The sequence below is a fragment of the Devosia aquimaris genome (genome assembly GCF_020169335.1).
In the GTDB taxonomy this organism is placed as follows: Bacteria; Pseudomonadota; Alphaproteobacteria; order Rhizobiales; family Devosiaceae; genus Devosia; species Devosia aquimaris.
In genome coordinates this window covers 723,276-749,550 of sequence record NZ_JAIEZN010000002.1, presented here as the reverse complement: position 1 = coordinate 749,550, position 26,275 = coordinate 723,276, and the positions used below count along the sequence as shown (strand labels likewise).

General features: G+C 64.9%; 24 protein-coding genes and 1 tRNA gene. 16 read left to right on the top strand and 9 right to left on the bottom strand.

Annotated features, from left to right (window positions below; all coding sequences use genetic code 11):
• Positions 1 to 139: 139 nt before the first annotated feature.
• Together K1177_RS16570 and K1177_RS16565 are read right to left on the bottom strand one after the other, a co-directional pair.
• Complete coding sequence (locus K1177_RS16570) at positions 140 to 871, bottom strand: GntR family transcriptional regulator (RefSeq protein ID WP_224704953.1); 732 nt, start codon at positions 869 to 871, stop codon at positions 140 to 142.
• Positions 871 to 1,917 (bottom strand): aromatic ring-hydroxylating dioxygenase subunit alpha, encoded by a 1,047-nt coding sequence (locus tag K1177_RS16565; RefSeq protein WP_224704952.1) that lies wholly within the window; start codon positions 1,915 to 1,917, stop codon positions 871 to 873. Before K1177_RS16565 ends, K1177_RS16570 begins: the two co-directional genes overlap by 1 nt.
• 121 nt (positions 1,918 to 2,038) lie before the next feature.
• Here K1177_RS16565 and K1177_RS16560 point away from each other — a divergent pair, with 121 nt between their 5' ends.
• Entirely contained in the window at positions 2,039 to 3,160 is a 1,122-nt protein-coding gene (locus K1177_RS16560) for a 5-methyltetrahydropteroyltriglutamate--homocysteine S-methyltransferase (protein WP_224704951.1), read from the top strand.
• A gap of 39 nt (positions 3,161 to 3,199) precedes the next feature.
• Here the strand turns inward: K1177_RS16560 and pobA are convergent, their stop codons facing one another.
• Positions 3,200 to 4,354, bottom strand: a complete 1,155-nt coding sequence (gene pobA / locus K1177_RS16555) for a 4-hydroxybenzoate 3-monooxygenase (protein ID WP_224704950.1) — start codon at positions 4,352 to 4,354, stop codon at positions 3,200 to 3,202.
• An 84-nt stretch (positions 4,355 to 4,438) separates the two neighbouring features.
• On the opposite strand from pobA, the gene K1177_RS16550 reads away from it, so the two are divergent.
• Positions 4,439 to 5,254: a helix-turn-helix domain-containing protein gene (locus K1177_RS16550; RefSeq protein WP_224704949.1), complete on the top strand. Its 816-nt coding sequence runs from the start codon at positions 4,439 to 4,441 to the stop codon at positions 5,252 to 5,254.
• A 14-nt stretch (positions 5,255 to 5,268) separates the two neighbouring features.
• Here K1177_RS16550 and pcaQ read toward each other — a convergent pair whose 3' ends face one another.
• Positions 5,269 to 6,180 carry a pca operon transcription factor PcaQ gene (gene pcaQ, locus K1177_RS16545; RefSeq protein ID WP_224705842.1) on the bottom strand — a complete coding sequence of 304 codons (912 nt, stop codon included), beginning with the start codon at positions 6,178 to 6,180 and terminating at the stop codon, positions 5,269 to 5,271.
• A gap of 162 nt (positions 6,181 to 6,342) precedes the next feature.
• Between pcaQ and pcaD the strand changes: the two genes are divergently transcribed.
• The 8 genes from pcaD (at position 6,343) to pcaF (ending at position 12,685) form a co-directional block, all read left to right on the top strand.
• Positions 6,343 to 7,137 (top strand): 3-oxoadipate enol-lactonase, encoded by a 795-nt coding sequence (gene pcaD, locus K1177_RS16540; protein WP_224704948.1) that lies wholly within the window; start codon positions 6,343 to 6,345, stop codon positions 7,135 to 7,137.
• Positions 7,130 to 7,519 (top strand): 4-carboxymuconolactone decarboxylase, encoded by a 390-nt coding sequence (gene pcaC, locus K1177_RS16535; protein WP_224704943.1) that lies wholly within the window; start codon positions 7,130 to 7,132, stop codon positions 7,517 to 7,519. The genes pcaD and pcaC overlap by 8 nt, the downstream gene beginning before the upstream one ends.
• Positions 7,516 to 8,262, top strand: a complete 747-nt coding sequence (gene pcaH, locus K1177_RS16530) for a protocatechuate 3,4-dioxygenase subunit beta (RefSeq protein ID WP_137150107.1) — start codon at positions 7,516 to 7,518, stop codon at positions 8,260 to 8,262. Before pcaC ends, pcaH begins: the two co-directional genes overlap by 4 nt.
• The gene (gene pcaG / locus K1177_RS16525; RefSeq protein WP_224704941.1) at positions 8,262 to 8,882 is read left to right on the top strand and encodes a protocatechuate 3,4-dioxygenase subunit alpha; all 621 of its coding nucleotides are present in this window, start codon (positions 8,262 to 8,264) and stop codon (positions 8,880 to 8,882) included. The genes pcaH and pcaG overlap by 1 nt, the downstream gene beginning before the upstream one ends.
• Positions 8,883 to 8,900: 18 nt before the next feature.
• A complete protein-coding gene (locus tag K1177_RS16520) occupies positions 8,901 to 9,932 on the top strand; it encodes a 3-carboxy-cis,cis-muconate cycloisomerase (RefSeq protein ID WP_224704937.1) in 1,032 nt (343 codons plus the stop codon).
• Between the two features lie 155 nt (positions 9,933 to 10,087).
• Positions 10,088 to 10,810: a 3-oxoacid CoA-transferase subunit A gene (locus K1177_RS16515; RefSeq protein WP_224704935.1), complete on the top strand. Its 723-nt coding sequence runs from the start codon at positions 10,088 to 10,090 to the stop codon at positions 10,808 to 10,810.
• Positions 10,807 to 11,478, top strand: a complete 672-nt coding sequence (locus K1177_RS16510) for a 3-oxoacid CoA-transferase subunit B (protein ID WP_224704932.1) — start codon at positions 10,807 to 10,809, stop codon at positions 11,476 to 11,478. Before K1177_RS16515 ends, K1177_RS16510 begins: the two co-directional genes overlap by 4 nt.
• A 4-nt stretch (positions 11,479 to 11,482) precedes the next feature.
• Positions 11,483 to 12,685 (top strand): 3-oxoadipyl-CoA thiolase, encoded by a 1,203-nt coding sequence (pcaF, locus tag K1177_RS16505; protein WP_224704931.1) that lies wholly within the window; start codon positions 11,483 to 11,485, stop codon positions 12,683 to 12,685.
• 92 nt (positions 12,686 to 12,777) lie between these two features.
• Here pcaF and K1177_RS16500 read toward each other — a convergent pair whose 3' ends face one another.
• The 3 genes from K1177_RS16500 to K1177_RS16490 are packed head-to-tail and all read right to left on the bottom strand — an operon-like array spanning position 12,778 to position 18,639.
• On the bottom strand, positions 12,778 to 15,876 hold the full coding sequence (locus K1177_RS16500) for an efflux RND transporter permease subunit (RefSeq protein ID WP_224705840.1): 3,099 nt from the start codon (positions 15,874 to 15,876) through the stop codon (positions 12,778 to 12,780).
• A 50-nt stretch (positions 15,877 to 15,926) separates the two neighbouring features.
• Entirely contained in the window at positions 15,927 to 17,273 is a 1,347-nt protein-coding gene (locus K1177_RS16495) for an efflux RND transporter periplasmic adaptor subunit (protein WP_224704930.1), read from the bottom strand.
• A gap of 13 nt (positions 17,274 to 17,286) precedes the next feature.
• On the bottom strand, positions 17,287 to 18,639 hold the full coding sequence (locus tag K1177_RS16490) for an efflux transporter outer membrane subunit (RefSeq protein WP_224704927.1): 1,353 nt from the start codon (positions 18,637 to 18,639) through the stop codon (positions 17,287 to 17,289).
• A gap of 193 nt (positions 18,640 to 18,832) precedes the next feature.
• On the opposite strand from K1177_RS16490, the gene K1177_RS16485 reads away from it, so the two are divergent.
• Positions 18,833 to 19,552, top strand: a complete 720-nt coding sequence (locus K1177_RS16485; protein ID WP_224704925.1) for a response regulator — start codon at positions 18,833 to 18,835, stop codon at positions 19,550 to 19,552.
• Positions 19,549 to 20,793 (top strand): sensor histidine kinase, encoded by a 1,245-nt coding sequence (locus K1177_RS16480; RefSeq protein WP_224704924.1) that lies wholly within the window; start codon positions 19,549 to 19,551, stop codon positions 20,791 to 20,793. The genes K1177_RS16485 and K1177_RS16480 overlap by 4 nt, the downstream gene beginning before the upstream one ends.
• Positions 20,794 to 21,011: 218 nt before the next feature.
• On the opposite strand, the gene K1177_RS16475 is transcribed toward K1177_RS16480, so the two are convergent.
• Positions 21,012 to 21,101, bottom strand: a tRNA-Ser gene (locus K1177_RS16475).
• 243 nt (positions 21,102 to 21,344) lie between these two features.
• Here K1177_RS16475 and K1177_RS16470 point away from each other — a divergent pair.
• The 3 genes from K1177_RS16470 (at position 21,345) to K1177_RS16460 (ending at position 22,860) form a co-directional block, all read left to right on the top strand.
• Entirely contained in the window at positions 21,345 to 21,668 is a 324-nt protein-coding gene (locus K1177_RS16470) for a hypothetical protein (RefSeq protein ID WP_224704922.1), read from the top strand.
• A 56-nt stretch (positions 21,669 to 21,724) separates the two neighbouring features.
• Positions 21,725 to 22,381, top strand: a complete 657-nt coding sequence (gene msrA, locus K1177_RS16465; RefSeq protein ID WP_224704920.1) for a peptide-methionine (S)-S-oxide reductase MsrA — start codon at positions 21,725 to 21,727, stop codon at positions 22,379 to 22,381.
• 89 nt (positions 22,382 to 22,470) lie between these two features.
• Entirely contained in the window at positions 22,471 to 22,860 is a 390-nt protein-coding gene (locus K1177_RS16460) for an MmcQ/YjbR family DNA-binding protein (RefSeq protein WP_318153302.1), read from the top strand.
• Here the strand turns inward: K1177_RS16460 and K1177_RS16455 are convergent.
• Entirely contained in the window at positions 22,835 to 24,625 is a 1,791-nt protein-coding gene (locus K1177_RS16455) for a hypothetical protein (RefSeq protein ID WP_224704919.1), read from the bottom strand. The two genes, K1177_RS16460 and K1177_RS16455, sit on opposite strands and share 26 nt — an antisense overlap.
• 168 nt (positions 24,626 to 24,793) lie before the next feature.
• Here K1177_RS16455 and K1177_RS16450 point away from each other — a divergent pair, with 168 nt between their 5' ends.
• Positions 24,794 to 26,245 (top strand): MFS transporter, encoded by a 1,452-nt coding sequence (locus tag K1177_RS16450; RefSeq protein WP_224704917.1) that lies wholly within the window; start codon positions 24,794 to 24,796, stop codon positions 26,243 to 26,245.
• Positions 26,246 to 26,275: the final 30 nt, after the last annotated feature.

Below are 26,275 nucleotides of genomic sequence, written 5' to 3'. Positions count from 1 at the left end.
GGTGACGCGCCTTTGTGCCTCCCCTTCCTCCTCGGGGACGGGCCGGAGCAGCCGGTTTGCCCGGCGGCACCCCGCCTTGATCCCAATCCGCAAGCGGGTGGGTGCACCAGCGCCTGTTGTTACGTGGCTCTTGCGGGGACTAGCCCATCACCAGCGACAGAGCCGGCACCCGGCGGATCAGGCTGCGATCCTCGTCGAGCACGTGTTCAAGGTTTTGCCGCGCCAGGCGGGCATGTTCGCGGGCCAGCGATTCAGCGCGGGCGCCCTCGCGCATCTCGATGGCATTGACCATGGCGCGATGCTGCGCCTGGGCGCCATAGAGCGAACGGCGGAAGGCCGGCACATCGGCCTGCTTGTCGAGAAAGGCGCTCGGTGAGGCGAACGGCAGGCTGGTCACCCGCTCGATCTCGCGCCTTATGGTCTGGCTCGCCAGCCCCCAGAGGCGTTCGTGGAACGCCGCATTGAGGTCGACATAGCGGTCGAAATCCATCACCTCCACCGTGCCGCGCAGGGTGGTATCCAGCTCGACCAGCAGGCGGTGCAGATCGCCCATACGGGCCGGGGCCACGCCGCGCTCGGCAGCCAGCCGCAGCGCCGTGCCTTCCAGCACGCCGCGCAGCTCGATGGCGTCGATCACATCCTCGCGGGTAAAGCGACGCACGGCATAGCCGCCCGAAGGAATGGTATCGACCAGCCCCTCCTGCCCCAGCCGGGCCAGCGCGGCCCGCAGCGGCGTGCGCGAAATGCCCAGTTTTTCGGCCAGCGCGACCTCGGACAGGCGCGAGCCGGCCCGGATCTCGCCGGAGACGATCAGGTCGCGCACCCCCATCAGGGCCCGTTGGGACTGCTGGGCGCGGTCGGATTTTTCCATCACTCGGCCGCCTGGCGCAGGCTGGTCTCGTCCGCAATCATCCGGTCGATCAGGCGCCGCGCCCACATGGAGCCAGCGTCGATGTTGAGATTGTAGATGACGTGGTCGGGATTGGCGTTGATGGCCTTCTGCTGGGCCTCCAAGATGCGCTCGTCTTCCCGGAAGATCGACGAGACCCCCTCGCGCAGAGTGTGGGTGCGCGCCTGTTCATCGATCTTGTAGTTGCGGGCGAAGGCCCAGAAGTAGTGACAGGTCTTGTCGGTTTCGGGCGTCATGGTGTTGAGCACGAAGCCGTTGACACCCTGGCTGCGATCCCCCTCGGGCGCGCCGGTGCCGGTGGGCGCGACGCCCACATCGATGGCGATGGTGGCCGGCGCCTGGAAATTGATGATCTGCCAGCGGTCGACATTGCCCGGCTTGCCGAGCTGTCCGCGCCAGAAGGGCGGCGCGTCGATGTCGCGCATCCAGCGCGTGATGGTGGCGGTATTGTCGGTATGTGTCGCCTCAAAGGGCGCCTCGGCGACGGCGCGATTGCCGATCGAAGAGCCATGCACATAGGTCTCGTGCGTCAAATCCATCAGATTGTCGATCACGAGCCGGTAGTCGCATTGGGCATGGATGTATTTGCCGTCGGCGGCCCAGGCGGGGTCGTCGTTCCAGTGCAGATCGGGGACCAGTGCCGGGTCGGCCAGGGCCGGATCGCCCATCCAGACCCAGATGAAGCGATGCCGCTCAACCAGGGGATAGGCTCGCACACAGGCCGAGGGGTTAATGGTGTCTTGCGATGGCATGTATACACATCGGCCGGAGTCATCGAATTCCAGGCCGTGGTAGCCGCAGATGACATTGTCCTCGTGCAGCTCGCCCATCGACAGCGGCAGCAGCCGGTGCCAGCAGGCATCGGCCAGTGCAACGGCGCTTCCATCCAGCTTTCTGTAGAGAACGACAGGCTTGTTGCAGATGGTGCGCGGCAGCAGCGCGCGCTTGATTTCGACGTCCCAGGCCGCAGCATACCAGGCGTTCAGCGGAAAACGTGGCTCGTCCATATCTGTCATCTCCTCCCCGAGATGCCTTATTGAACACCGGTTGTATACATTTTGCAAGAATGTCATTGCCAGCCCGGCGAGATCGCGCGATCACCCTTGCACCCAAAAGGAGGAGAGACTCATGGCCGTTGCCAAGCCGCCCTATCACGCCGACGTCGTCGGCAGCTTCCTGAGACCGAGTGCCGTGCATGCTGCGCGCCGCGCGCATTTCACCGACAAGACGCTGTCTGCCGAAGCGCTCAAGGAGATAGAAGACGCTGCGATCCGTGACGTCATCCGCATGCAGGAGGAGGCCGGCCTCAAGGCGGTGACCGATGGCGAGTTCCGCCGCGCCTGGTGGCATTTCGACTTCATGGGCATGCTGGATGGGCTTGAGATCGAGCATCGGGCCGCCGGCGGCATCCAGTTCCATGGTGTGGCCACCAAGGCCGACGTCCCGGTGATCACCGGCAAGCTGGGCTTCCCGGCTGACCATCCGATGCTGGAACACTTCAAGTTCGTTGCTGCCAACAGCACGGTGACGCCCAAGATCTCGATCCCCGGTCCCAGCGCCATCCACTTCCGCATCGCGCAAGACGATATCGGGCATGCCGCCTATCGCGACGACGCCGAGGAATATTTCGCTGACATCACCGCCACCTACAAGGCGGCGGTCTCGGCGTTCTATGATGCCGGCTGCCGCTATCTACAGATGGACGACATCTTTTTTGCCTATCTGTGCGATCCCAAGATCCGCGCCGAGCGCCAGGCCAAGGGTGAGGATCCGGACTGGTTGATCAGCCGCTATGCGAAGATGATGCACGACGCCATCGTCGACCGGCCGGACGACATGCTGATCGGCATGCATATGTGCCGGGGCAATTTCAAATCCACCTGGGTGGCCGATGGCGCCTATGACCCGGCGGCCGACGCCGTGTTCAACCAGACCGATGTCGACATCTACTTCATGGAATATGATTCCGAGCGCGCCGGCGGGTTGGAGCCGCTGCGCCTGCTGCCCAAGGGCAAGAAGCGCGTGCTGCCCGGCTTCATCACCACCAAGACGGCGGAACTGGAAGATCTCGACGACCTCAAACGCAAGTTCGAGGCGGCCGCCCAGTTCGCCGATATCGACCAGCTCGGCATCGCGCCGCAGTGCGGCTTTGCCTCCACCGAAGAGGGCAATTCCATCACCATGGACGATCAGCGCCGCAAGCTCGACCTGGTGGTCAAGACCGCCGAAGCCATCTGGGGCGGCGTCTAGCCGCCCCAACCCGGCGCCGGTCTGGCCGGCGCCGGCGCCCTACGGCAGGCCAACGTAGTTTTCCGCGAGACTTTGCCGGGCAGCGCGCGAGCCCATGAGATAGTCGAACTCGGCCCGCTGGATGCGGCGGCCGAAATCGCCGGTCTCGGGGAACACATGCAGCAGGCTCGTCATCCACCAGCTGAAGCGCTCGGCCTTCCAGATGCGCTGCAGCGCCCGCACCGAATAGCTGTCGATGCCGGCGTCGGACCCTTCCTGCAGCGCCTCCATTAGGGCATCGCCCAAGAGTGCCACATCGCCCAGTGCCAGGTTGAGCCCCTTGGCCCCGGTGGGCGGCACGATATGGGCTGCGTCCCCGGCCAGGAACAGCCTGCCGAAGCGCAGCGGCTCGGCGACAAAGCTGCGCAGCGGCGCGATGGACTTTTCGATGGACGGACCCGTTTCGATGCGCTCGGCGGTCTGCGGGTCCAGCCGGCGGCGCAACTCGTCCCAGAAGCGCGTGTCCGACCAGGCCTCGACCTTCTCGTCGGCGGCGACTTGCACATAATAGCGCGACCGCGTTGGCGAGCGCTGCGAACACAACGCAAAGCCGCGCGCGTGGTGGGCATAGATCAGTTCAGGGTCGACCGGCGGCTTGTCGACCAGTACGCCGAGCCAGCCAAAGGGATAGACGCGCTCGAAGGTGCTGACGGCTGATGCTGGCAGGCTGGCGCGACTGACGCCGTGATAGCCGTCGCAGCCGGCGATAAAGTCGCAGTCGATGCGGTGTGTGGTGCCGTCCTTGGTGTAGCTCACCCAGGGCTGGCCGTCGAAATCGTGCAATTGCACGTCCTCGGCCTCATAGATCGTGGTGCCCTGGCGGATGTCCATCAGGTCCCGCGTCACCTCGGTCTGGCCATAGACCATGACCTGTTTGCCGACGAGATCGGTGAAATCGATATGCATGCGATCGCCGTCGAAGCTGAGGGCCGTGCCGTGATGCACCAGGCCCTCGGCATGCATCCTGGCTCCAGCGCCAGCGCGATCCAGCAGTTCCACCGAGCCCCATTCCAGCACGCCGGCCCGGATGCGTCCGAGCACATATTGAGCGCTCTTGCGCTCCAGAATCATGGCGTCGACGCCCGCCTGTTCGAGCAGCCGCCCCAGGGCCAATCCGGCCGGCCCCGCTCCGATAATGACAACCTGTGTACGCACTGTGCAGTCCTCCCGCCCTCAAGCATGCGGATGAACGGCCGTCTGAGAATGGACAGGCGAGGCAATCGCTTGCACTATTGGAACATGGATGGGATCCCGATCTACGGCCTTTATGGCGAACAGGACAGCAGCACCGACTGGCTCCATTGGGAGAGCATCCAGTCGCGGAGCCGGCCGCATGGCTATCGCATAGCCCCGCACCGGCACGAGCAATTCTTCCAGGTGCTGGTGCTGACGCGCGGCAGCGGGGCGGTGACGCTGGACGGAATCGACCATGGCTTGGCGCCGTCCATGGTGGTGGTCGTTCCGGCGCAGACCGTGCATGGCTTCACCTTCAGCGAGGACGTCGAGGGGACGGTGCTGACCCTGATGCAACAGGATATCCGGACCGCTGACCTGCAGGTGCCGCCGGCCATGGTGGTGACCCAGCAGACGCGACGGCTCTGTGCCGCAGCGAAAAACCTGGTGGACGAGGCGCGGCATGCCGGCTCGGGCCACGACGCGGCTATGCGGGCCCTGCTCACGCTGCTCGTCATCGAGATCCACCGCAGCCGGCGGGGCGAGGAGGACGGCGTGATGCCGGACCCCGGCTTTGGCATGGCGCAACGGTTTCGCGATCTGGTCGAGGAGCGTTTCCGCGAGACACGGCGCATCAGCGATTATGCCGGAGCGCTCGGCGTCAGCCCCACCCACCTCAACCGAATCTGCCGGCGCGTCGCCGGAACCACAGCCCTGGGGCTGATCGAGCGGCGCATCGGACTTGAAGCCCGGCGCATGCTGGCCTTTTCGAGCCTCTCCATCAAGCAGATCGGCAGCGAGCTGGGCTATGAGGACCCGGCTTATTTTACGCGCTTTGTCACCCGCATGCTGGGCGCCCCGCCCAGCGCCTTCCGTCGCTAGCGCCCGCTCTGGCTCTATCGAAGCTTGGAGGCCTGCTCGCGCACCACGTCCATCAAAAGGGTTGCTGGGAATTCCGACGCCACTTCGCCGCGGGTGGTGAACCCGACGGGCCCGAGGGTCTCGCTGGTGTCGACCGGCAGCAGCACCATGGCGCCTTCGGCCACATCGCGCGCCACCACGCCCTCAGAAATGATCCAGATGGCATCGGTTTCCTGCACATAGGCACGGCCAAAGGCATCCGACACCGTCTCGATCTGGTCGCGCAGATTGGTCACGCCATTGGCCAGCAACATGCGATCGACCAGCGGCCGGATCACCGCGCCGCGCGTGGGCATCATGATCTGATAGGGCGCAAGCCGATGCAGGGCGAAGGGCTGCTGGCCCAGAAGGGGATGGCCCGGCCGCACCACCATCACCACCCGTTCGGCATAGAGCGGTTCGAAGGCCAGACCGACCATGACCGAAGGCTCTGCCATGCGACCAATGATGAAATCCATTTCGGCCGTGCGCAGCTGGTTGAGCAGGTGCTCGTTGGGGCCGGTGACGACTTGCACGCGAATATTGGGATGGGTGGCGGTGAAGGCGGCGACCGAAGCGGGCAGCAGGCGGGCCGACACCGTCGGCAGCGCCCCGACCCGCACGATGGTGCCGGCGACATTGCCTTTGACCGCATCCATGCCCAGCCGCAGCGAGGCCAGGCTGTTGGAGGCATAGCGGTAGAACACATCGCCAAAGGCGGTCAGCGTCAGGGTACGCCGGCTGCGGTCGAACAGCTCGCCACCAAGCACCTCTTCGAGCTCCTTGATGGTCTTGGAGGCCGCAGGCTGGCTGATGTTGAGCACCCGAGCGCCCTCGACGACGCTCTTGAGCCGGGCCACTTCCAAAAAGCAGGCGATGTGCCGCAGGCGGATGCGCGGATCGATAATGCGCTGAGCCAACTTGTCCTCCAGTTATGAAAACCCGGGCTACCGCGCAGAATTTCTGCATCCGGGCCGAAACATCATAACCCAGAGGTTATTTTTGGCTAGATCATACTCATTTTCCTTTGCCGTCACCAATGCGTAAGGTTTATGCCGGAGCGAGGACACATGGCATTTGCGCGGATCAATGGGGTGCTGCTGCACTATCGGCTGGCCGGGCCGCCAGACGCGCCAGTGCTGGTCTTTGCCAATTCGCTGGGAACCGATCTGAGGATCTGGGACGCAGTGGCGGCGCAGCTGGCCGACCGTTACCGTGTGGTGGGCTATGACAAGCGCGGCCATGGGCTGAGCGGCGCCCCATCAGGCGACTATAGCCTCGGCGATCATGTCGCCGACCTCACCGGCCTGCTCGACCATCTCGGCATCGGGGACGTAGCGATCTGCGGCGTGTCGATCGGTGGCCTGATCGCCCAGGGCGTGGCGCTGCAGCAGCCCGAGCGCATTGGCCGACTGATCCTGTGCGACACGGCCGCCAAGTTCGGCGACGCAAATTTGTGGAACGGGCGCATTGCTGCGATCGCACACGGCGGCATGGGCGCCATTGCCGATGGCGTGATGGAGCGCTGGTTCAGCCCCGACTTCATGACGCAGCAGCCCGACGCCCTGGCCGGTTGGCGCAATCTCTTCCTGCGGTCGGACGCGACGGGCTATGCCTCGACCTGCGCCACGCTGCGCGATGCCGATCTCACGGCCGACGTTAGCCGCATTGCCTGCCCGACCCTGGTGATTGCCGGGAGCGCCGACAAATCCACACCCGTCGAACTGGTCCGCAGCCTGGCGACGGCCATTCCCGGCGCCCGCTTCGAAATCATCGCCGGAGCCGGCCATATTCCATCCATCGAGCAGCCGGACGCCTTGTCCGGGCTTATCGCGCGTTTTCTTGAGGAGGCCATACATGGCTGACAGCACGCTTTTTGACCGCGGCATGGCGACCCGTCGCGCTGTCCTGGGCAATGGCCACGTCGATGGCGCGACCGCGCGCACAACCGGGTTCGACCAGGATTTCCAGACCTTCATCACCGAGGGTGCCTGGGGCTCGGTGTGGTCGCGGCCGGGCCTGACCAAGCGCGAGCGCTCGCTGATCACCCTCGCCCTTCTGGCTGCCCTGGGTCACGACGAAGAGGTGGCCATGCATGTGCGGGCAACGGCCAATACCGGCGCAACACCGAACGACATCAAGGAAGCGTTGCTGCATGTTGCTGTCTATGCTGGCGTTCCGGCGGCCAATCGGGCCTTCCGGATCGCCAAGGACGAGCTGGCCAAGCGCAAGGAGGCTGCACAGTGAGCGGGATCATCCTTCCGGGTGCCGATGGCGCCCTCTATCAACGTGACCGGGCCTGGCATCCGCCGGCCGATACGCCGACCTACAAGAGCACCACTTTCCGCGCCCCCAAGCAGAGCCTTTTGGCGCTGGGCCCCACCAAGTCCGAATTGAGCGGGCCGACCTTCGGGCATGAAAAGTTGGGCGCGCTGGACAATGACCTGATCCGCAATTTCAGCCAGGATGGCACCGAGGCCATCGGCCAGCGCCTGGTGGTCTATGGCCAGGTGCTGGACGAGAATGCCCGCCCCGTGCCGCGCACGCTGGTGGAATTCTGGCAGGCCAATGCCGGTGGCCGCTACCGCCACAAAAAAGAAGGCTATCTGGCCGCTATCGACCCCAATTTCGGCGGCTTCGGGCGTGCCCTGACCGACGAGAATGGCTTTTATTCCTTCCGCACCATCAAGCCGGGCGCCTATCCCTGGCCCAATGGCGGCAATGACTGGCGGCCGGCGCACATTCACTTCTCGGTCTTCGGCCACGCCTTTGCGCAGCGGCTAATCACGCAGATGTATTTCGAGGGCGACCCGATGATCTGGCAGTGCCCGATCGTGGGCACCGTGCCTGACAAGGCCGGCATCGATCAGCTGATTGCCCGGCTGGACCGCCACAACACCGCGCCGATGGATGCACTGGCCTATCGCTTCGACATTGTCCTGCGGGGCCGCCGCTCCACCATGTTTGAAAACAAGCTGGAGGGAAACTGATGCTGCACCCGGTTCCAACCCTCAAGGAAACCCCTTCCCAGACGGCAGGCCCCTATGTGCACATCGGCATGACGCCCAATTTCAGCGGCATCACCGGGGTGATCGACGCCGATCCAGGCATTTCCATGCTGACGCCCGACACCAAGGGCGAGCGCATCGACATTACCTGTCGAGTGATCGACGGCTCGGGCGCGCCGGTCGCCGATGCGGTGATCGAGATCTGGCAGGCCGATGCCGACGGCGGCTTTGTCACCCCGCCCAGCCGGGATTCAAATTCCCGCCCGAGCTTTCTCGGCTGGGGACGGCAGCCTGCCGATGCCGATGGCTGCTGCACCTTTGAGACCATCAAGCCCGGCCCGGTTGCCGGCCCCGACGGTCGCCCGCAGGCGCCGCATGTCTCGCTGTGGATCGTGGCGCGCGGCATCAATATTGGGCTGCAGACCCGGCTCTATTTCTCCGACGAGGCCGACGCGAACGCCGATGACTATGTGCTCAACAAGATCATGGATAAGCGCCGGCGCCCCACGCTGATCGCGCAGAAGCAGGATGGTGACGTGCCGCGCTATGTGCTCGACATTCACCTGCAGGGGCCCAATGAAACGGTGTTCTTCGACTTCTGAGCGAGCCATAGTGGCGGCATGACACCCCTTCTCTCCGCCCTTGCGGGCGATGACACCATCGCCGCCCTGCTCAGCGACACCGCCCAGCTGCAGGCCATGCTGGCGGTCGAACAGGCCTTGGCTGAGGCCAGCGCCGAGTCTGGCTGGATCAGCGCCGACGCCGCCCAGGCGGTTGCGGCAGCCATCGCAGGCTTTGCGCCCGACTGGGACCGGCTGAAACAGGGCATGGCCCGCGATGGCGTCGTGGTGCCGGACCTGGTGGCGCAGGTGCGGGCGCACCTGCCCGCAGAGCATCGCGATGGGCTGCATAAGGGCGCCACCAGCCAGGACATCATCGATACCGCGCTGATGCTGCAGCTCGGCCAGGTGCTGGTGCTGCTCGAAAGTCGGATCGTCGACATCCGCGCCCGGCTTGCCGAGCTGGCGGATCGCCACGGCCAGCAGACCCTGATGGCCCATACCCGCATGCAGGCGGCCCTGCCGACCCATTGGGGCGCCAAGCTTGAGAGCTGGGCCGCGCCGCTTGGCCGCCATGGTACCGCGCTCGAGGCGCTGCGCCGCACGGGACTGGTGCTGCAACTGGGCGGCCCGGTTGGTGACCGCAGCAGCTTTGGCGGTCATGGCGATGCCATCGCCGCCGCCATGGCCCGGCGCCTCGGTCTGGCCGATGCTCCGCCCTGGCAGGCCAATCGCGAGGGCGTCGTCGAACTCGGCGGACGCCTGGCGCAGATCACCGGTACGCTGGGCAAGATTGGTGCCGATATCACGCTGCTGGCCCAGAGCGAGGTGCAGTCCATCACTCTACTCACTGGCGGCGGCTCATCGGCCATGGCGCATAAATCCAACCCGATCATCGCCGAGACCTTGGTGGCGCTGGCCCGCTTCAACGCGGGCCTGTCGGGCGTGCTGCAGCAGGCCATGGTGCATGAATATGAGCGCTCCGGCGCTGCCTGGACACTGGAATGGCTGACTCTGCCGCCGATGCTGGAAGCGACCGGCGCCAGCCTGCGGCTGGCTAGTACCTTGCTCAATCAGATCCGCATCAACTAGCCAATTGGTTATGATATGAGGGGCTTTTTCGGCCAAAATGGCCGATTTTGTCCAGGTTTTCATAACTGATACGTTATCAATGACAGCCGCCATTTCATTTCCTTTGCGGGGCACATGCTGGCATTGATGTCAGCGATAGCCCGAAAGGACTGCGCATGGACAAGACGGTAGACTCCCTGGCCACAGCGGTCGCCAGGGTCGAGGACGGCATGGTGGTGATGATCGGCGGCTTCGGTGGCGCCGGCGCGCCCATCGAACTCATTCACGCCCTGATTGATCGCTTCGTCGCCACCGGCAGCCCGGGCAAGCTCACGGTCGTCAACAACAATGCCGGCAATGGCCGCATCGGCATCGCGGCAATGATCGATGCCGGCATGGTGGCCAAGATGGTCTGCTCGTTCCCGCGCTCGTCCGATCCGCGCGCCTTCACCGAGCGCTATCAGGCCGGTGAGATCGCGCTCGAACTGGTACCGCAGGGCACGCTGGCCGAACGCATCCGCGCTGGCGGCGCCGGCATTCCGGCCTTCTACACCCCCAGCAGCTATGGCACCGATCTGGCCGTCGGCAAGCCGGTGGCCGAGTTTGACGGCCGCATGTATGTGCAGGAGCGCTGGCTCAAGGCCGATGTGGCGCTGATCAAGGCCGAACTGGCTGACCGCCAGGGCAATCTCACCTATCGCAAGGCCGCGCGCAATTTCTCGCCGCTGATGGCGGCTGCGGCAGGGTTCACCGTGGTGCAGGCCACGCGCGTGGTCGAGCCGGGCAGCATCGACGCCGAACAGGTCATCACCCCCGGGCTGTTCGTCGACGCCATTGTCGAAGTCGCCAATCCGCAACAGGAAGAGGCGCTGATCCGCGCCGGAGTGGCCTATCCATGAGCACCAGACTTTCCAATGCGCAGATCGCCTGGCGTGCGGCGCAGGACATCGAGGACGGCGCCTATGTGAACCTGGGCATCGGCTTTCCCGAAATGGTGGCGCGGTTCCAGCCGCCGGGCCGGCAGGCGATCTTTCACACCGAGAACGGCATCCTCAACTTCGGCGAGGCGCCGCCGGAGGGCGAGGAGGACTGGGACCTGATCAATGCTGGCAAGCGCGCGGTGACGCTCAGGCCCGGCGCGGCGTTTTTCCACCATGCCGACAGCTTTGCCATGGTGCGCGGCGGCCATCTCGATGTGGCGATCCTGGGCACTTATGAAGTGGCCGAAAACGGCGATCTCGCCAATTGGAGTACCGGCCCCAAGGGCGTACCCGCGGTGGGCGGGGCAATGGATCTGGTGCATGGCGCCAAACGCGTCGCGGTGATTACCGACCATGTCACCAAGGACGGTCGCCCCAAGCTGGTGCAGCGCTGCAGCCTGCCGCTGACCGGCGTGGGCTGCGTCACCCGCGTCTATACCAGCCTTGCCGTGATCGACATCGAGAACCAGCGTTTCGTGCTGCGTGAGAAACTGCCCCAGTTGAGCCTGGACGAATTGCAGGCGATGACCGGCGCCGAACTGGTGGTTCCCGACAGCATTGGCGCGCTCATCGCTCCGGAGATTTGACACCATGGCCGAAGCCTTCATCTGCGCCTATCGGCGCACTGCCATTGGCCGCTTTGGCGGCGTGCTGAGCCCGGTGCGGGCCGACGATCTGGGCGCCGTGCCGCTGCGGGCGCTGATGGCCGAGCATGCCAAGGTGGACTGGGACGCGGTCGACGATGTCATTTTCGGCTGTGCCAACCAGGCCGGCGAAGACAATCGCAATGTCGCCCGCATGAGCCTGCTGCTGGCCGGCTTGCCGGTGGGGGTCACCGGCACCACCATCAACCGGCTGTGCGGCTCGGGCATGGATGCGGTGATATCGGCGGCGCGCGCCATCAAATCGGGCGAGGCCGAGCTGCTGATTGCCGGCGGCACAGAATCCATGAGCCGCGCGCCCTTCGTGCTGCCCAAGGCCGACACGGCCTTTTCCCGCCATGCCGAGATCTATGACACCACCATAGGCTGGCGCTTCGTCAATCCGGCGATGAAGGCGCAGTATGGCGTGGATTCCATGCCCGAGACTGGCGAGAACGTGGCGCAGGAATTCGGCGTGTCGCGGGAGGCACAGGACAGCTTTGCCGTGCGCAGCCAGGACAAGGCCGTCGCCGCCCAGCAGAGCGGTCGGCTGGCGCAGGAGATCGTGCCGGTTTCCATTCCCCAGAAGAAGGGGGAAGCGGTGGTAGTCGATACCGACGAGCATCCGCGCGCTGGGACGAGCCTTGAAACCCTGGGCAAACTGCGCGCCCTCTTTCCCAATGGCACGGTGACGGCGGGCAATGCCTCGGGCGTCAATGATGGCGCCGCAGCGCTGATCATCGCGTCGGAAACCGCCGCCCGCAAACATGGCCTCACCCCGATCGCCCGCATCCTGGGTGGCGCCACCGCCGGGGTGCCGCCCCGCATCATGGGCATGGGCCCGGCCCCGACCAGCCAGAAACTGTTCGCCCGCCTCGGGCTCGGCGCGTCCGATTTCGATGTCATCGAGCTCAACGAGGCCTTCGCCAGCCAGGGTATCGCCGTGCTGCGCGAACTGGGCATTGCCGAGGACGACGCGCGGGTCAATCCCAATGGCGGTGCCATTGCGCTGGGCCACCCGCTCGGCATGAGCGGCGCGCGCATCACCGGCACCGCGGCGCTACAGCTGGCGCTGACCGGGCAGCGGCGGGCGCTGGCCACCATGTGCATCGGCGTCGGCCAGGGCATCGCCATCGGCCTCGAAAGGGTCTAGCCGCCGGATTGAAATCGGTGGGCGCCGCGGCCCGCCGATTCCAGTAAAGCGTCGCTATGACGTCGATTGCACCCGGTGACGCCGTCTGCCGTTCAAGCCTTCCGCCATGTCCTGCCAATCAGGACAAAGAAGACCGGAACGAAGAAGATGCCAAGCAGTGTGCCAGCAAGGGTGCCACCCACGACGCCGATGCCGATGGCATTTTGCGCGCCAGACCCTGCCCCACTGGCGGTCGCGAGGGGCATGACGCCAAGCAGGAAGGCGACCGATGTCATCACGATGGGGCGCAGGCGCAGGCGCGTTGCCTCAAGCGTGGCATCGATCACCGACAAGCCTTCAGCCCTGAGATCACGCGCAAACTCGACGATCAGGATCGCGTTCTTGGCAGCGAGGCCCATTGTCGTCAGCAGGCCAACCTTGAAGTAGACGTCGTTGCTCTGGCCGAAGAGATAGGCGGCCAGCAGCGCGCCTGCGATGCCCACCGGGACAGCAAGGATCACAGAGATCGGTATGGTCCAGCTCTCATAAAGGGCAGCCAGGCACAGGAAGACCACCAGGATCGAAACGGCATAGAGCAGGATGGCCTGGGAACCTGAGAGGCGCTCCTGATAGGACAGCCCCGACCAGGCAACGCCATAGCCACCATCCATGCCGGCAACCAGTTGCTCCATCTTGTCCATGGCGGCACCAGACGAGACGCCAGACGCATTGGTGCCGCTCATGGATACCGAGGCCATGCTGTTGAAGCGGGAAAGCGAGGCTGCCCCTTGCTCCCACTGCGTGCTGGCAAAGGAGGAGAACGGCACCATTTCGCCATCACGGTTCCGGGCGAACCAGCTCTTGATATCGTCTGGCTGCATCCGGTATTCCGCTTCGCCCTGAACCATCACCGGCTTGATCTCGCCCTTGTAGATGAAGTCGTTGACGCTTGTGCCGGCGAAGGCGACGCTGAGCACGGCATTGGCGGCAGAGAGGTCGATACCCAGGGCCCCGGCCTTTTCCTGATCGATGACAACCTTGAGCTGGCTGTCGAGATCGCCGGTATTGCCGCGCACATTGGTGACTTCGCTGGTCTGGCCCGCCAGCCGAGCGAGTTCGTTGCTGGCCTCGCCAAGCGCCTGTGGCCCGTTATTGGCCTGGTCGAGCAGGACCATCTCAAAGCCATTGGACGAGCCAAGACCCTGGATGACCGGCGGGGCCAGGGCAAAGACCTGGGCATCCCGGATTTGCGAGAAGTACATCAGCGCGCGTTGTGACACGGCCGAGGCGGACAGGCGCGGATCGGTGCGCTCGCCAAAGTCCTTGAGTCGAACAAAGCCCATGGCGCTGTTTTCGCCGCCGCTGCCGCCGATGCTGAAGCCAAGCGTCATGAAGATGGATTCGACCGCATCGGCCTCTTCGGTGAGATAATAATGTTCCACAATGTCCATCACCGCCTGCGTGCGGGCAGCATTGGCCCCTTCGGGCAGGTTGATGATGGTCATCAGCACGCCCTGGTCTTCCTCGGGCAGGAAGGAACTGGGCAGCTGGTTATAGAGCCAGTAGGCGCCACCGAGCAGGCCGGCAAACAGCACCAGGATGCGCAGCGGCCGGCGGATGACATAGCCAACCGTGCCGACATAACCGCCCGAGAGTTTGGCAAAGCCCGAGTTGAACCACACGAAAGGCTTGAAACGCGATTGCTGGCCGGGCTTGTGCGGCTTGAGCATGAGCGTGCAGAGCGCCGGTGTCAGCACAATGGCGACAAGGGCCGACAGGATCATGGCTGAAGCGATGGTGACCGAGAACTGGCGATAGATGACACCAACCGAGCCAGAGAAGAACGCCATGGGGATAAAGACGGCCGTGAGCACGGCAGCAATGCCGATCACCGCACCGGTGATCTGACCCATCGATTTCTCTGTCGCCTCACGGGCCGACAGATGTTCCTCGCTCATGACGCGTTCGACGTTTTCCACCACAACGATGGCGTCATCAACCAACAGGCCAATCGCCAGCACCATGGCGAACATGGTCAGCGTATTGATGGAATAACCCAGCCCGGCCAGGATGCCGAACGTGCCCAGCATCACCACCGGCACGGCAATCATCGGGATCAGCGTGGCGCGCCAGTTCTGCAGGAACACCAGCAGCACGACGAACACCAGGATGATCGCTTCGATCAGGGTATGGGCCACCTTTTCGATCGAGAGTTCTACGAAGGGCGTAGTTTCATAGGAATAGACCACCTCGACACCATCGGGCAGCGAGTTGGCCAGGCCATCGAGGGCCTCGTGCACGCCGTCCGCCGTATTGATGGCATTGGCGCCACTTGATAGCTGGACGCCAAACCCGGCGGCCGGCACGCCATTGTAGGAGGTTTCCTGGCCGTAGGATTCCAGCCCCAGTTCCACGCGGGCGACATCGCCCAGACGAACGGTGCCGCCATCGCTGCCGGCAACCAGAATGATGTTCTCAAACTCCGCCACAGTCTGCAGCTGGGTCTGTGCTGTGATCGTGGCGCGCAATTGTTGCCCGTCGGTATTGGGCGAGGCACCAAGCGTGCCGACAGACACCTGCACATTCTGCTGACGAATAGCGGCCGTGACGTCGCTGGGCGTCAACTTGTACTGCGCCAGCGACAGCGGATCGAGCCAGATGCGCATGGCATAGCCCGAACCGAACGACTGAATGCCGCCGACGCCCTCGACCTGCTCGATGACCGGTTCGACCGTGGTGCTCATGATATCGGCGAGCTGGTCGGATGTGTAGCGACCATCCTTTGAGACAATGTTGCCGATCATCAGGATGCTGCTGCCGGAGCGATTGACCGTCAGGCCCGCCTGCTGGACGGCGTCAGGCAGGCGGCTTTCCACCAGGGCCAGCTTGTTCTGCACCTGCACCTGGGCGATGTCGGCATCAATGGTATTGCCAAAGGTCAGCGTGACGCTGGCCGAACCGGTGGAGGACGAGCTCTCCATATAGAGCAGGTCGGTAAAGCCGGTCATCGCGGACTCGATGACGGTGGTCACCGAGTTCTCAACCGCGGAGGCACTGGCGCCCGAATAGGAGGCCCGCACGGTGATCGTGGTGGGTGCGATTTCGGGATATTGCGAAATGGGCAGCGAATAGATGCCCACCGCTCCGGCAAGGCAGGTCACAATCGCCAGAACGATGGCAAAGACCGGACGGGCAATGAAGAAGCTGGCCAGCGAGCGCCGGTTTGGCAGGGCGATCCTTGCGGCGGACTGCGGTTGGTCGGTCATTGCGCGTTTCCTTCAGCACCGCCGGCCGGCGCGATACCGGCATCAGGTGTATCGGTCGGCGCTGTCGCGCCTTCAGGCGGTGTAAAGCCGGCCGGCGGCCCGCCTGCAGGCATCTCGCCGCCCTGAGGCAACGCCTTGGGCGTCTCCTGGTGGATGACGCCATCGGCATCCATAACGACCTCAATCGGGCTGACGTCGCCGCCGACCCGTATTTTCTGCAAGCCATCGACGATCAGCCGGTCACCCGCTGCAACCCCGGCGGTAACAACCCAGGCATTGTTGACGACCCGTTCGGCCGTCAGCTCACGCTGCTCGACCTTGTCGTCGGCACCGACGAAATAGGCGGTGGGAGTGCCCGCGGCGTTGAAGGTGACGGCCCGCTGCGGCACGAGATAGACGCCGTCCTGCTTGCCGAAATTGATGGTGGCGCGCACGAACATGCCAGGCAGCAGCAGGCGATCGGGATTGGGCATGCTGGCGCGCAGGTTGAACGTGCCGGTCGTCTCGCTCACCACCATGTCCATGCTGGCAATAGTGCCCTGCTGGTCATATGCCGAGCCATCCTCAAGCTGCAGCGTCACCGTCAAGGGTGGGGGCTCGGTCGCGTCGGTGGGCGCGGGCGCGGCGTCGCGTTCGCGCATGGCCTGGCGCGAGGTCAAAAGGTTCGCGCTGCTTTCAACCAGGGAAATATCCACCGGATCGACCTGGCGGATGGTGGTCAGGCCCTCAGCCTGATTGGCGGTGAGGAGCGAACCGACCTGGACATTGACCGCACCGACAATGCCCGAGATGGGGGCCGTGATGCTGGAGCGCTCCAGCGTGAGCCTGGCGACCTTGAGCTGAGCCTCGGCACCGGCAAGGGCTGCCTTGGCCTGGGCCAGCTCAACCTGGGCGGTGTCGAGTTCGGACTGGCTGATCCCGCCGGAATTGACCAGCGAGATGTAGCGCTCGACCTTGGTCTGCGCCGTCGGCAGCTTGGCCTGCGCACTGACCACCGAGGCCTCAGCGACAGCGACGTCTGCCTGATAGGTCGCAGGATCGACTGTGGCGATCGTGTCGCCGGCAGCAATCTGCTGCCCCTCGCGGACCAGCACCTGCGTCACCACGCCGCCAACCTGGGGGCGAACATCGGTTGTCGCCGAGGCAACGACACGGCCCGGCAGGACGGTGCTGATTGGCGCAGCTTCGGGCTGCAGCGTGATGATGCCAACCTGTGTGGGCCCCATGGACATGCCGGGCATGCCCATGCCCGGGGGCGGCCCCCCGGCCGGTTGCGCCAGCGTGGGACCAGAGGCCGTGCTGACCAGCATTGCAGCGAGCAGTGGGACGATGAATCTGTTCATGGGGAGGCCTTGATCAGCGCGATGACAGGTCCCAGCCACCACCGAGGGCGAGGCTGAGAGCGATATATTGAAGGCCGACGTCGACCGTGCTTTGCGCCAGGGAGTCGCGGGCCGTGTAAAGCGACCGTTGCGCGGTGAGCAGGGTGAGAAGCGTTGTTTCTCCCGCCGCATAGCGCGCGTCGGCCAGCTCGGTGGCCTGCACATAATGGGTGTAGCTATTGGCCAGCTGCTGGCGGCGAGTCTGTTGTTTGCTCAGGCCGACCAGCGCGTTTTCGACTTCCTCTACGGCCTCGAGCACCGTTTGCTTGTAGGCGAGGTAGGACTGGCGTGCCTTGGACTGCTCGATCAGCACCGTCTGCTTGAGCTGCCCGCGGTTAAAGATGGGCAGGCTGAGCGATGGCCCCAGGGTCCAGCTTGTCGCGGACGCCACCGACAGGTTTCCCGAGAGCGAGAGGCTTGGATAAAGGTCCGCTTCGGCGACGCCAATGGCGGCGGTGGCCGATGCCAGCTGCCGCTCAGCCTGGCGGATGTCAGGCCGGTCGCGCATCAGATCGGCCGGAATGCCAGGAGCGACGTCGACCTTGAGGCGCGGAATCTGTGCGCCGTTGCTAAACAGGCGCTGCAACGACTTCGGCTCCTGACCCAGGAGCACGCCGAGGCGATGGATGGTCTGGCTGAGGGCGATCTCAAGCGTGGGGATCGACGCAGCCGTCGTGCTGACATCGCCCCCCAGCTGGGCCAGGTCCAGATTGCTGGTGAGCCCGGCCTCGTTCTGTTGTCGTGTCACGCTCAGGGTGCGGTTCTGCCCCTCCAGCGTTGAGCGCGCGATCTGCAGGCGATCCTGAAAGCCGCGCGCCTGCAAATAGTTGCGCGCAATCTCGCCAATCAGCGACAGACGTGCGCCGTTGGCTTCTTCGATTGCGGCGTCCAGGCTGGCTTGCGCCGCGGCGCGCTTGCTTGCCAGCCCGCCGAACAGATCGATTTCCCAGCTGAGCGAGACCGACGCGGATGCGCTGAGCAGGGTTGCCCCCATGCCGCTGTTGCTGGCGGCGCCCTGCGCCATCGCCGTGCCCGACGGCACGTTGTTCAGTCCCGCCGAGACGGCGCTTTCACGGGCGGCGACGACGCGCTCGGCAGCCTGGGCAACAGTCAGGTTCTGCGCCAGACCGGCCTCAATCAGGCCATCGAGTACGCTGTCCCCAAAGGCCCGCCACCACTGGACCTGCGCCGTTATCGTCTTTGCCCCGGCCAGGGCGGCACCATATTGCGCCGCTGGACTTATGGTCGGCGCGATATAGGCGGGGCCGAGCGTGGTGCAGCCTGCAAGCGTGCCGGCCATGAGCATGGATGTAATCGAGCGCAGCACAGCGAGCTCCCAGAGTGAAGCGCACTGTCTGGCAAGCCGATATTGCTCGGTGACAACGTTTGATTGCTCAATGTGTCCGGCACGAGGAATTTTCTTGCTCAATGTTGCTGCCCGCTCGTCAGCAACATTGGGCAACACCTTCGCGCTGGACGAATGGCAATAGCGCGCTATCTATGGGCGACAGGAGGGCGTCATGGCCGCAAGCATTCTGGTGGTCGATGACGACCCCGAGATACGACGGTTGCTGAGCCGGTTCTTGTCCGAGCAGGGCTTTCGGGTGTCGGCGGCGGGAAGTCGGGTCGAGTTTGACGCCCGCATGGCGGACGGCCTGTTTGACCTTGTGATCCTCGACGTCATGCTGCCGGACGGCTCGGGCCTTGATATCTGCCGCAGCCTGCGCGGCAATAATCCGGGCATCTGCATCATTCTGGTCACGGCCCTGAAGGAAGAGGTCGACCGCATTGTGGGTCTGGAACTGGGGGCCGACGACTATATGGGCAAGCCATTCAGCCCACGCGAACTGGTAGCCCGCATTCGGGCAGTCCTGCGACGTAGCGGCGACAGTGCGCCCGTCGCCACGACCCGCGAATGCTATCGCTTTTCAGGATTTGTTGCTGATCCAACCGCGCGCACGGTGACGGCGCCCGGCGGCGAAATGCTCGATCTGACCGGCGCGGAGTTTCAGCTGCTGCAGGCGCTGCTGGACCGGCCTGGCCGGATCCTGTCGCGCGAGCAACTGCTCGATTTCACCCAGGGGCGCGATGCCAGCGTAGTGGATCGCTCCATCGATGTCCTGATTTCGCGTATCCGTCGCAAATTCCGCGATGCGGGCGACGATGGCATCGTCAAGACGGTGCGCAATGGCGGCTACCAGCTGTCCACCAGGGTCGAGCGGATCGAGGGGGTGTCTTGACCCGGCTGCAGCTTCGCATCGCGGCCATTCTTGTTGGCGCCATCTGCCTGATCCTGCTGGTGGCGACCCTGGCCAGCGTTGTGGCGATCAGCTATCCGCTGCCTGAGCGAATGGTCGGGCCGGTGGCGTTCCAGATCCAGGCGCTAAACGGCGTGATCAATCCAGATCGCTCGACATTTCTCTATCTCAGCCAGGACGACATAGCCCAGTTCGGCCCGGTGCGCAGCGATCTCAGCCAGGCCATTGGCGAACTGCTGGCCAAGGACGGCATCAACCTGCCTGTCACCGTCTATGACAAACCCAGCACCATGTCCCCGGTCGCCGTCGTCAATATTGGCGATGCGTTTGTCGCCATCGACTTTCCGACCGACCTTCGGCCGCCAATGGATTTCTGGGTGATCATGGGTACCTGGATGGGGCTGATCGTCCTCTGCGTGATTGTGGTCTCGCTCATCATGGCCTACCGCGTTACCCGCCCTTTTGCCGTGCTCGAGCATGCCGTCGGCACCGTCGGGCCGGATGGCGTCCTGCCGCATGTCCCTGAAGTGGGGAGCGGGGAAACCATCGAAACCGCGAAGATGCTGAACAGGCTTTCCGACCGGCTCAAGGGGGCCATGGAAAGCCGTATGCGACTGGTGGCGGCCGCGGGCCATGATTTCCGCACGCCCATGACCCGCATGCGCTTGCGGGCGGAATTTCTCGATGACGACGAACGCGCAGGATGGCTGAGGGATATCGACGAGCTCGAACGCATCGCCGACAGCGCCATCGGCCTGGTGCGTGAAGAGGTCACTGCCGTGCAACCGGAACCGGTGCACCTCGATGACATGCTGGCGGGCGAACTGCAGGAGCTGGCCAAGCAGGGCTACAGGCTCAGCCTGGGCAGGCTGGACAAGGCCGTGCTGCCGCTTCCGCCCCTGGCAATGCGCCGGGCCCTGAGAAACCTGCTGATCAACGCCGCCACGCATGGCAAGTCGGCCACGGCCGCATTGGAAAACTCGGCACAGACCACAAGAATCATCATCCGCGATGAAGGCCCGGGCATCCCCGAAGACCTGCTCACGCGCGTGTTCGAGCCATTCTTCCGGGCAGAGCCTGGCCGCCTGCAGACAATTCCCGGTGCCGGCCTGGGCCTCGCGCTGGCCGCTGAAATCATCGAGCGCAGCGGCGGAACGCTGGACATCAGGAACCGGCCCGGCAAAGGCCTCGAACAGACGATTGCATTCGCCCGACAGGGCTAGTGTTGCCGTGCTGGCTGATCGCCTGCCGTCCAGTGTGCCCGAGAAACCATGCGTGCACCCTGGCAGACCGCCTTGGCATGGGAATGAGCTGACGCGGGCGCGGGTTCTCTATGCCACTGGCCAGGGTAGCCGAACCCGGCGGTCGATGCAGAGGCACGGCTCAAGGCCGTGCTCACAGAACGCCCAATAAAATCAGCGTCTTGGTGGTGCAGAAAATATGGCGGAGAGAAAGGGATTCGAACCCTTGAGACGGTTCCCCGCCTACACACTTTCCAGGCGTGCGCCTTCGACCACTCGGCCATCTCTCCGCATCGCCTATACTCCGGGCTGGAATCGCCGGAGGGGCCGGCTGGTTGGCCGGCGCGAGCGAGGCGCAATATACTTATCATGCGCTTGGGCGCAAGGGATCACGACACCGAGATGACGATTGTTTTTCGCATGGTGGCATCCCAGCTTGTGAGAGAGCCTTCGGGCATGGCACAAAGGCGGGGTGCGGCGATCAAACGGCCAGGCCAGGCCGAGATGGATTGCCGCCGGCACCGGGAATGCGCATGCGGCTGATCTTGAGAATTCTGGGCACCTGGCTGATCGGCCTGGCGCTGGTCCTGCTGGTCATTGATGGCACAAAGTCACTGGGCGCCAATGCGCTGCTGCTGACGAGCCTGGACCAGCTGTGGTTGCAACTGCATCCGCAAAGCCTTGATGGCATTCGCCAATTTCTGGCGAGCCGGATGTTTGCCGATCTGCTGCAGGCGGGGCTGGCATATGTGCTTGCGCTGCCGGCCTTTGCGGTGTTCGGCGTGCCGGGCGTGCTGCTGACCGTGCTGGGACGCAAGCCGCGTCGCGCCCTGTTTCTGCGGGAAGACCAGATCTGAAGGTGATGTAACCCTTTGCGGCCATTGGCCGAATAGAGGCATGAAAGGAAGCTGAAATGTTCTTCAAGACCAAGCCTTCGACCATCCCCTCGGCATCCGAGGCCCTGCCTGGCCGCAGCACCGAGATGCCCGTTGCCTCAAACCACTTCGTCAATGGCCAGCCGCTCAAGGGGCCCTATCCCGTTGAATCAGAAACGATTTATCTGGGCCTGGGGTGTTTCTGGGGCGCCGAGCGCCTGTTCTGGCAATTGCCGGGCGTGATCGTTACCGCCGTTGGCTACCAGGGTGGCAGCACGCCCAACCCCAGCTATGAGGAAGTGTGCTCGGGCCGCACGGGGCATACCGAAGCGGTCAAGGTGGTGTTCGACCCCAAGGTGACTGACCTCGAGACCGTGCTTAAGTGCTTCTGGGAAGAGCATAATCCGACCCAGGGCATGCGGCAGGGCAATGATGTGGGCACGCAGTATCGCAGCGCGATCTATACCACATCGGATACGCAGGCCGCTGCGGTGGCCGCCAGCCGTGACGCCTATCAAAAGGCCTTGAATGCCAAGGGCTTGGGGCGGATCACCACGGAAATCGCGCCAGCGGGACCGTTCTATTATGCCGAGACCTATCACCAGCAGTACCTGGCCAAGAACCCGGCCGGCTATTGCGGGCTGCAGGGTACGGGCGTGAGCTGCCCGATCGGCCTGGGCGTTACGGCAGCCTGAAACCCGGTTAGCATGCTGCGGTCAATCGGGGCACGCTTTGCCCCAAATCGCCAGCATGGGGTGCACCTGTGACACAGCAGATCGATAGCATGATGACGCGGGCAGGCTTTGAGCACTTCGCTCTGAGCCTGCCGGCAACCGAGATTGTGCATCAATGGGGCGACGCCAGCGTCGCCAAGGTGGGCGGCAAGATCTTTGCGCTGCTGTCCGGCTGGGGCACCGACGGACAGGCCGGGTTGAGCTTCAAGTGTTCGGACATGAGCTTTGCCCTGTTGCCTGACCTCGACGGCGTGCGCCCGGCGCCCTATCTGGCGCGCGCCAAATGGGTGCAGATCATAGACCCTTCCGCCCTGGGGGAGGATGAGCTGCGCAACTATGTGCGCGCGGCGCACGGGCTGATTGCCGGCAAGCTGCCGCGCCGGGTGCGGGCGCAATTGGGGCTCACCGACCTGGCTATGGCAGTACCGCAAACACCTTGAGTGGACTGTCGGGCAGGCTCACATCCGAGAGCCAGGCCGGCAGCGCATTGGCCTCGTAGAGCGCGGCAAAGCTGTTGGCGGCCCGCTCGCTGAGGCCGGACACTTCCGGCATGGACGGACAGATCACCACCAGCCCGATGCCGCGCGTCTCCAGAATCGCGCGGGCCTCGCTGATGGGATCGTTGAAGAAGCGGAAGGCGTCGCGCACGCCGCGCTCGTTGCGGTGATAGGGCGCAGCGACCACCGAATGTGGCGTGTAGAGCAGCAGATGGGAACCCAGATCGATGGGGGACATGATGCGCTCGGGCGGCAAGGGGGCGAGGTCAGCAAAGGCTGATGGCACCAGACACGCCTCGCGGCTCTGGCGTGCAGCGGCGCTGGCTGCGGCCGCGGAGCCGGTGGGCGCAAGATTGACCGCAATGGTCACCAACAGGGCAATGAGTACGCCGGCAAAGCCGAGCCAGCTGCCGACGAGGCCAGCCACCGAGCCGATGCTGGCGCGGCGGAGATAGTGGTGGCGGGCCGAAACGATGAGCCAGGCGGCAGCGGGCATGGCCGGCATGATGGCGAGCCTTGCTCCCCGGACCTGGGCCAGCATGATCACCGCCGTGGCCAGCATGAACAGGAACAGCGCGGCCCATTCGTCGCGCTCGCGCGGCTGCTTCCACAGGCGCACCAGCACCACCACCAGCGCCAGCAGGACCGGCAGGCCAACGGCCGCAACATAGCCGGGCAGTTCGAACAGGCTCGACAGCCAGGGCTTGGCCTCGGTGATGCCGGCCAGCCAATGCAGCTGCAGCCAGGGATCAAGCGCGCCATAGGGGCCCTTGAGACACTGGGGGTAGAGGGCGATGACCAGACCGCAGCCCAGCCCGCCGAGCAGCGCCAGGACCGCCAGACGCTGCCAGCGCGCCGACAGTTGCAGCAGGCTGGCGAGTGTGAACGTCACCGCGACGACGGCGGCAAAGGCCAGATAGACCGGCGAGAGGACATCGCAGGCCGCCTCGAGCCAGCGCGCAGGCGGGCGATAGATGGCCAGGTGCAGCGCCGTACCGGCAAGGAAGGCCAGGCCGAAATTGCGCATGGTGCCGGCACGCTGCGGATCGCTGACCCAGAGCAGACCGGCGACCAGCACAGCAGCGGCGATGACGGGCAGGGATTCGGTGGCAATGGCCAGGGACGTCGCCGCCAGCAGGCCGCCCACAATGGCAAAGCGGGGGCGGCGCGCCGATTCCACCCCGGCCCAGATGGTGGCCAGGGTCAGCAGGACAACGACATTGTGGTGGTCGACGCGGCCGGGGTTGAACTCGGCCGTTACGGCGGGGCTGAGCACCGGCAGGACGAGCGCAGGCAGGACACCCTCTGGACCGACCAGGCGCTGGGTGAGGCCGGCACAGAGCCAGAGCAGCAGCGCCAGCAGCAGCAAGGGCCAGACATAGCCCGTGGCGATGATGGCACCATCAGGCCCCAGGAACGGCGTGAACAAAGCGAGCAGCCCGGCGAGCGGCACATCCACCAGGCGCGACCAGTGAATCTCGGCGCCGAAGGGCGTGTTGAGCCGATGCTGGATCGGATCGTACCAGGACTGGCCTGCCAGGACGTCGCGCGCGACCACCATGCGCATGGCATCATCGGTGTCGCTGAACAGCGGCGTCGCAGCACCGGCAGACAGGCTGCGCCAGACCAGGATGAGGGCGGCCAGAGCGAACACGGCCAGGACCAGGCGCAGATCTGGACCAGAGCGATGTGGAGCGGGCTGGCGCACGGTCGATATCCCATAAAATTCCAGGCGACCTTGCGCCCGCTGGCGTTAAGATGGGGTTGGCACAGCCAGCGCTTGCGCATGGCCAGGACCCGACTATTAAACAAGCGATTGCTTTTTTAATTAGCCCAATATATCAAGCAATAACTTGTTTAATTTCGGAGTGCCACCATGGCCACGAGTGAAGACGTCTCCAGCCGCTGGTCCGAGATCCTGGCACCCAATTACGCACCCGCCACGCTGATCATCAGCCTGGGCGTGGCGCTGCTGGCGCTCAATTCCTTTGTCGCGACCGTGTCGCTGCCCACCGCCGTGGATGAGCTGGGCGGCGTGGCGCTGATTTCCTGGGCGGTGACGCTCTATCTGGTGCTGGCCATTGTCGGCGGCTCGGGCGCGGCGCTGCTCAAGCAGAAGCTGGGCGCGCGACGGGCCCTGCTGGGGTCGGCCAGCCTGTTTCTGGTCGGAACGCTGGTGGTGGGCAGCGCCGGCGCCATGCCGCAGGTGCTGGTTGGCCGGGCGCTGCAGGGGCTGGGCGAAGGCATGGTGGCGGCGATCTGCTTTGCCCTGATCCCGGCGCTGTTTCCGGCCCGGCTGGTGCCCAAGGTCTTTGGGCTGCAGGCCATGATGTGGGCCATTGCCGCCTTTGGCGGGCCCGCTGCTGCAGGCCTCTTGACCGAGTGGCTGTCCTGGCGCGCGGCGTTCCTCTTCAGCGTGCCGCTGGTGCTGATCTTTGGGGCCATGGTGCTGGTGGCGGTGCCGGCGCAGCTGGCCGACGAGCAGGTGGTGCAGTTTCCCGGCGCGCGGCTGCTGCTGATCGGCGCGGGCATCTTGCTGGTCGCACTGGCTGCCGTGCTGCCGCCGCTGGCCGCGGCCGGCTTGCTGCTGCTTGCCAGCCTGGTGCTGGTGGGCGCCGTGTGGCTCGATGCCCGCAGTCGTGACCGGCTGATGCCGCCAGACGCTTTTCGCGCCGGCACGGTGGTTGGCACGGGGCTGTGGATGAGCCTGTTGATGAACATCGCGGCAGCGGGATCGGCGGTCTATCTGGTGCTGGTGGTGCAGCAGGCCTGGAACTATGGGCCGACGACGGCGGGTGCCGTTGCGGCCGTGCTGGCGGTGGCCTGGAGTGCCTCCGCCATCACGGTGGCCAATGTGCGCCAGCGCAGCACGCGCAAGCTGCTGATCCGCACGGGGCCGGCCATGATCGCGGGCGGACTGCTGCTGGTGCTGGCCGGGCTGCAAATGGACCAGGTGGTCATCGTGCTGGCCGGACAGCTGTTGATCGGCGCCGGCTTTGGCACCTGCAATGGCTACCTCAACCTCTCCATGATGGAAGCAGCCAGCGATGCCGAACGGGACCGGACCTCGGCCCTGGTGCCGACAACCCAATCGGCAGGCGGCGCCATCGGGGCTGCCCTGGCGGGCGTGGCCGCCAATGCGGCGGGCCTGGCCAGCGCCACCGCGCCCAGCGCGGTGATGGCGGCCATGATCCCGGTCTATGCGCTGGGCTTTGTCGTTGCCGTGCTGGCGCTGCTGGCGGCCTGGCGCATGGTGGGGCTGATGCAACAGTCCGAGCACGGCCATGCGGCGATGCTGGCGGATGGATTGCCCGGGGAGGCTGGGTAAGGGAGGCGCCCACCCTTGATCCCGCCCCAC

What these genes read in the sequence shown, in the direction of transcription:
- K1177_RS16570 (WP_224704953.1), bottom strand. Translation starts at nt 871, where the DNA reads ATGGAAAAATCCGACCGCGCCCAGCAGTCCCAACGGGCCCTGATGGGG.
- K1177_RS16565 (WP_224704952.1), bottom strand. Translation starts at nt 1,917, where the DNA reads ATGGACGAGCCACGTTTTCCGCTGAACGCCTGGTATGCTGCGGCCTGG.
- K1177_RS16560 (WP_224704951.1), top strand. Translation starts at nt 2,039, where the DNA reads ATGGCCGTTGCCAAGCCGCCCTATCACGCCGACGTCGTCGGCAGCTTC.
- K1177_RS16550 (WP_224704949.1), top strand. Translation starts at nt 4,439, where the DNA reads ATGGATGGGATCCCGATCTACGGCCTTTATGGCGAACAGGACAGCAGC.
- pcaD (WP_224704948.1), top strand. Translation starts at nt 6,343, where the DNA reads ATGGCATTTGCGCGGATCAATGGGGTGCTGCTGCACTATCGGCTGGCC.
- pcaC (WP_224704943.1), top strand. Translation starts at nt 7,130, where the DNA reads ATGGCTGACAGCACGCTTTTTGACCGCGGCATGGCGACCCGTCGCGCT.
- pcaG (WP_224704941.1), top strand. Translation starts at nt 8,262, where the DNA reads ATGCTGCACCCGGTTCCAACCCTCAAGGAAACCCCTTCCCAGACGGCA.
- K1177_RS16520 (WP_224704937.1), top strand. Translation starts at nt 8,901, where the DNA reads ATGACACCCCTTCTCTCCGCCCTTGCGGGCGATGACACCATCGCCGCC.
- K1177_RS16515 (WP_224704935.1), top strand. Translation starts at nt 10,088, where the DNA reads ATGGACAAGACGGTAGACTCCCTGGCCACAGCGGTCGCCAGGGTCGAG.
- K1177_RS16510 (WP_224704932.1), top strand. Translation starts at nt 10,807, where the DNA reads ATGAGCACCAGACTTTCCAATGCGCAGATCGCCTGGCGTGCGGCGCAG.
- pcaF (WP_224704931.1), top strand. Translation starts at nt 11,483, where the DNA reads ATGGCCGAAGCCTTCATCTGCGCCTATCGGCGCACTGCCATTGGCCGC.
- K1177_RS16495 (WP_224704930.1), bottom strand. Translation starts at nt 17,273, where the DNA reads ATGAACAGATTCATCGTCCCACTGCTCGCTGCAATGCTGGTCAGCACG.
- K1177_RS16485 (WP_224704925.1), top strand. Translation starts at nt 18,833, where the DNA reads ATGGCCGCAAGCATTCTGGTGGTCGATGACGACCCCGAGATACGACGG.
- K1177_RS16470 (WP_224704922.1), top strand. Translation starts at nt 21,345, where the DNA reads ATGCGGCTGATCTTGAGAATTCTGGGCACCTGGCTGATCGGCCTGGCG.
- msrA (WP_224704920.1), top strand. Translation starts at nt 21,725, where the DNA reads ATGTTCTTCAAGACCAAGCCTTCGACCATCCCCTCGGCATCCGAGGCC.
- K1177_RS16460 (WP_318153302.1), top strand. Translation starts at nt 22,471, where the DNA reads ATGATGACGCGGGCAGGCTTTGAGCACTTCGCTCTGAGCCTGCCGGCA.
- K1177_RS16450 (WP_224704917.1), top strand. Translation starts at nt 24,794, where the DNA reads ATGGCCACGAGTGAAGACGTCTCCAGCCGCTGGTCCGAGATCCTGGCA.